We start from the raw sequence: 2,617 nt of genomic DNA, 5'->3' as shown, positions 1-2,617 counted from the left end.
TGGGAGTAGGGGATCAAGTAAGCCTTGAGGCGGCGAAGAGAGCGATCCTAAATCTTTTCACGCGCAAAGTAATTGGTCACAACATCAAATTCGATCTCCATTTCGTCACCCGATTTTTAGGTGTTGATCGTCTCTCAATCTATGCTGACACGATGGTGATGGCATGGCTCACCGATTCGGCACGCTCACTCTCAATGGATAATCTTTCCCAAAACCTTTTAAACCATGAGATGATCCATTTCAAAGACACGGTCAAAAAAGGGGAAAACTTCGCTTCGGTCGCGATCGAGGATGCGTGTAAATACGCGGGAGAAGATGCTTATATCACTTATCGTCTTTACGAAGTACTACGTGAGCAGCTTCTTTTGAAGGGTGGAGAGGAAGCACTCGATGAAGCGTTTAACGTTGAGTTTCCGTTTACCATGACGTTATTGGGGATGGAACGCGAGGGGATCGCCGTTGATACGGCGGTGTTGGAGCTGTTTAAAAAAGAGGTAGCCTTAGAGATCACCACCCTAACCGAAAAAATCCACAGCGCGTGCGGAACCGTATTTAATCTCAATTCTCCGAAACAGCTCGGAGTTATCTTGTTTGAAACACTGGGGCTCGCTCACGGCAAAAAGACTAAAACGGGTTACAGTACCGACGAGCAGGTATTAGACTCTCTTAAAGATGAGCATCCCGTGATCCCTATGTTGTTACAGTACCGCGAGTATCACAAGCTCTACTCCACCTACATCGAACCGCTCATCGCTTTGGCGCAAAATGATCCTGAATCTCGTATTTATACCTCATTTGTCCAGACGGGAACCGCAACGGGGCGACTCAGTTCGAAAAATCCAAACCTCCAAAATATCCCCGTCAAAACAGCTTTGGGGATGCGCATTCGCGAAGCATTTGTAGCCCCTACTGGGAAAAAACTGATCGGGATTGACTATTCACAAATCGAGCTTCGTCTCCTCGCCCATTTTAGTGAGGACACTGTTTTGGTCAACGCCTTTAACGAGGGGCACGACATCCACATGCAAACGGCGATAGCGTTATTCGGTGAAACAGAAGCCGCGAGTAAGCGTAATATCGCCAAAACGGTCAACTTCGGTCTCTTGTACGGTATGGGGCAGAAAAAGCTCTCCGATACTCTAGGGATTACGACGAAAGAGGCAAAAGAGATCATCGAGCGTTATTTCGAGACGTTTCCGAGTGTCAAGGGATATTTTAGCGGCATCATAGAACAAGCCAAAGAGATGGGATATGTCGAGACATTGCTCCATCGCCGACGCTATTTTGATTTCGGCTCCGCCACCCCGATGCTCAAAGCGGCCTACGAACGCGAATCTGTCAACACGGTATTCCAAGGCTCCGCAAGTGATCTCATCAAACTCTCGATGAACAAGATTGATACGATGATTCGCGCTGAGGGGCTACGGGCCCGAATGCTCTTACAAATCCACGATGAATTGATTTTTGAAGTGGATGAGGATGTAGCGGAAACGTATGCCGAACGCTTTGTCGAAGTGATGGAGAGTATTTTAGAACTGCGTGTTCCGTTGAAAACCTCGATGCATATCGGGAATCATTGGGGTGAGTTGAAGTAATCTTCTTAGGAGAATTAAATGGTCGAAAAAATTTTAGCCAATCTCGAAAAATCTAACTGTGCAACCGACAATACATTTTTACAAGCGGTCAGCGAAGTTCTCACCTCGCTCGAACCGATCATAAAAACCGATGCACGCTATGAGCAGTTCGCCATTTTAGAGCGTCTCGTTACCCCTGATCGTATTATCCAGTTTAAAGTCCAATGGCTCGATGATAATAATCAAGTCAATATCAACAACGGCTACCGTATCCAGTTTAACAACTCTTTGGGACCCTACAAAGGAGGATTGCGTTTTCATCCCAGTGTAACGACGAGCGTGTTAAAGTTTTTAGCGTTTGAGCAGATTTTTAAAAACTCTCTGACGGGACTGCCTATCGGCGGAGCCAAGGGAGGGAGCGATTTTGATCCCAAAGGGAAGAGTGATTTTGAAATTATGCGGTTTTGCCGTGCTTTTATGCGTGAACTTTACCCTTATATCGGCGCTCGTGTTGATGTTCCCGCAGGGGATATCGGAGTAGGTGCCAGAGAGATCGGCTATCTGTTCGGCGAGTACAAACGAATTACCCACAATTATGACGGCGTTTTGAGCGGTAAGCCTTATACATTCGGCGGTTCTTTGATGCGCCCTCAGGCGACGGGATACGGTGCTGTCTATTTTGCTCGTGAAATGCTCAAAGAAGAGTTGCAAGAGACGTTGGAGGGGAAAGTGTGCTCGGTGAGCGGTGCAGGGAATGTCGCTATCCACACGATAGAGAAGCTTCAGCAGTTAGGTGCGCTGGTAGTAACATGCAGTGACAGCGATGGAGCCATCTATGATCCCAGAGGTATCGATCTACTACTCGTAAGAGAGCTCAAAGAGGATGGTAAACGGATCTCTCTTGCAGAGTACGCTCGTAGAACCCCCGGCTCAGTATATACTCCAAAATCTGAGTATCCAAAAGATGAGCATGCGGTATGGCAAATTTCGTGTTTCGCGGCGTTCCCGTGTGCGACCCAAAATGAACTGACGGTATCGGATGC

2 protein-coding genes are annotated in these 2,617 nt (G+C 47.3%); both read left to right on the top strand.

Features of this window, described 5'->3' with window-relative positions; genetic code table 11:
* Positions 1–1,595 (top strand): DNA polymerase (locus JZU62_RS03335; protein ID WP_295011878.1); only part of this gene is annotated, 1,595 nt, incomplete at its 5' end.
* Between the two features lie 18 nt (positions 1,596–1,613).
* Positions 1,614–2,617: Glu/Leu/Phe/Val dehydrogenase dimerization domain-containing protein (locus JZU62_RS03330; RefSeq protein ID WP_295011877.1), on the top strand; the 1,004-nt coding region annotated here is incomplete at its 3' end.

Source organism: Sulfuricurvum sp. (assembly GCF_019163035.1).
Classification (GTDB): domain Bacteria; phylum Campylobacterota; class Campylobacteria; order Campylobacterales; family Sulfurimonadaceae; genus Sulfuricurvum.
Note: the sequence above shows the minus strand (reverse complement) of the source record. Positions and strands in the feature narration are given on the sequence as shown.